This is a genomic window from Bradyrhizobium sp. (assembly GCF_049581145.1).
Classification (GTDB): domain Bacteria; phylum Pseudomonadota; class Alphaproteobacteria; order Rhizobiales; family Xanthobacteraceae; genus Bradyrhizobium.
Window position 1 is genome coordinate 1 of the sequence record NZ_JBAURI010001012.1, and the last position, 2,293, is coordinate 2,293.

Annotated in this window: 2 protein-coding genes and 1 pseudogene; all 3 read left to right on the forward strand. The window is 66.1% G+C overall.

Annotated features, from left to right (window positions below; genetic code table 11):
* Nucleotides 1–58 precede the first annotated feature (58 nt).
* Entirely contained in the window at nt 59–505 is a 447-nt protein-coding gene (locus WCB02_RS32860) for a tail fiber domain-containing protein (protein WP_423964926.1), read from the forward strand.
* 60 nt (nt 506–565) lie between these two features.
* A pseudogene (gene otnI / locus WCB02_RS32865) lies at nt 566–1,330 on the forward strand (2-oxo-tetronate isomerase); the annotation flags it as partial.
* Nucleotides 1,331–1,580: 250 nt separating this feature from the next.
* Nucleotides 1,581–2,293, forward strand: a 713-nt coding sequence (locus tag WCB02_RS32870) for an AsmA family protein (RefSeq protein WP_423964924.1), incomplete at its 3' end; no start/stop codon positions are given.

Genomic DNA, 2,293 nt, shown 5'->3' on the forward strand with positions numbered 1-2,293 from the left:
GCGCGGCGCAGCGAAATGCCAATTTCCTCCACTTTTTGGATCGAAACGGGAAATCAACATGCTAGAATCTCGGGATCAAAAAACTCCACAAACCGCGCAACTGGACGACGCGAAGCTTCTCGGTTTCGAACATATCGAGGCCAAGCCCGATTCTGCGACTTCAGCCGAAGACGCCGTCGCCCTGGCTTTCAACAAGCGTGGCCTAAGCGAGGGTCCGACTGTTACGTCCGATCGTCGTTTGAAGACGGACGTGAAACGTGTCGGCGAGGTGGCCGGAGCGGTCAATTTGTATAGTTTCCGCTATATTGGCGAGGATCGCCAATTCTGGGGCGTGATGGCGCAGGAGCTGCTTGCCGATGAGCGCAATTGTCGCGCGGTCGAAGCGGGCGCCGACGGCTATTTCCGCGTCGATTACGCCAGCCTGGGCCTCGCGAGCCTCGTGACGGACGAGATGCTCGCCGCCGGCGAGCGCGCCGCGCGTCGAGCCGCGACCTTGGCGCTCTGAACCAAACCTGGGAGTCAAAGGTCGGGGAAGAGCGCGTCTCCGATTCAGCCCGGGGCCGGCATGCCGAATTTCTCCGCCAACCTCGGCTTTCTGTTCACCGAGCTGCCTTTCCTCGACCGCTTCGCCGCGGCGGCGCGGGCCGGGTTCAAGGGCGTCGAGTATGCTTCGCCTTACGACCACGGCGTCCGGGATATCGCCCGGCGGCTCGCTGACCACGGCCTGACTCAGGCGCTCTTCAACCTGCCGGCTGGAGATTGGGAGGCCGGCGAGCGCGGAATCGCGATCCTGCCCGGCCGCGAAGAGGAGTTCCGCGACGGGGTTTCGCGCGCGCTCGATTATGCCGGCGAACTTGGCTGCGTGCGGCTCAATTGCCTCGCCTGCATTGCGCCGCCCGGCGCCGATCAGCGAGCGCTCGAGGAAACCTTCGTCGCCAGCCTCGCCTTCGCCGCGGAGGCGACGGCTAAGCGCGGCGTCAGGCTCCTGATCGAGCCGATCAACACCCGCGACATGCCGGGCTTCTTCTTGAACCGCAGTGACCAAGCCCTGCGGCTGATGGGCTGCGTCAAGTCCGACAATCTCTACCTGCAGGCCGACATCTATCACATGCAGGTGATGGAGGGCGATCTCGCGCGCCGTCTCGAAGCCGCGGCGCCGGCAATCGCGCATATCCAGATCGCCGACAATCCCGGTCGGCGCGAGCCTGGCTCTGGCGAGATCAACTATGCGTTCCTGCTGCCATTGATCGACCGGCTCGGCTACGGCGGCTGGGTTGGCTGCGAATACCAGCCTCTGACGACGACCGAAGCCGGACTCGCCTGGATGGCGCCCTATCGGGATCGGGACGGCAAAGTCGCGGCCCCTATTTCCGCGAATCAAGAGCCGCGCCATGACCCGGCGGCCGCCGGGATTATCGCGCTCCGGAGCGTATCGCCTGCAACGCGCGCGGCGATGAGCGTCAACGCCGCCAACCTGCCCATTTGTTGTCTCGGTCATACTTTCGCGCCATTTTGGACCGCGATGGTCGCCGAGTCGTTCCCGCGGCGGTTTGTCGAGGCGGAGTGGAAATCGTTTCCCCGTGCGCAATGTTCTGACCATCATCGCGGTCGCGCTCGTCGCCGTGATGTCGGCAGCGCTCGTCGCGCCGATGCTCATCGACTGGTCCGCGCATCGCGCCGAGGTCGAAGCGCGTGTCCACGCGATCACCGGCGCGAATGTCTCCCTGACGGGACCCATCGAGGTCAGGCTCCTGCCGACGCCCTATCTTGCTCTCGGCGCGGGCTCGTTGTCCGCGCCAGGCCCCGACGGCCCCAAGCTGTCGTTCGACTCTGCGCGGCTCGAGCTCGCGCTCGTCAAACTCACGAGCGGTGAGATCCGGTTCTCGGACATCAGCCTCGATAACCCCGTTCTGACGATCGTGCGCGGCGCCGATGGCGCGCCGCGCTTCCCGGCGTTGCCGATCGCTCGGCTCCGATCGACCGGGGTTGACCGTCTGATCGTGCGGAACGGGCGGGTGCGGGTCGTCGGCGCCGCCGACGGAGCAGCGCAAGAGATCGCAGGCGTCGACATCGACGCTGCCGTTCCGGCTCTCGAGGGGCCTGCCCAACTCACTGGCCAGTTTTCCAGCCCTGACGGGGCGCCGGTCGTCTTCAGGCTCGCGTCGCAGAAGCCGGGGCCGGAGGGAACGCCGCTCCGCGTCGAGGTGGACGCCGGGTCGAGCTGGCCGGCCGGCGAGTTTGAAGGGATGCTCGAAGGCGACGCGGCGGGCGGGCTCGGCGACCTTCGATTCGC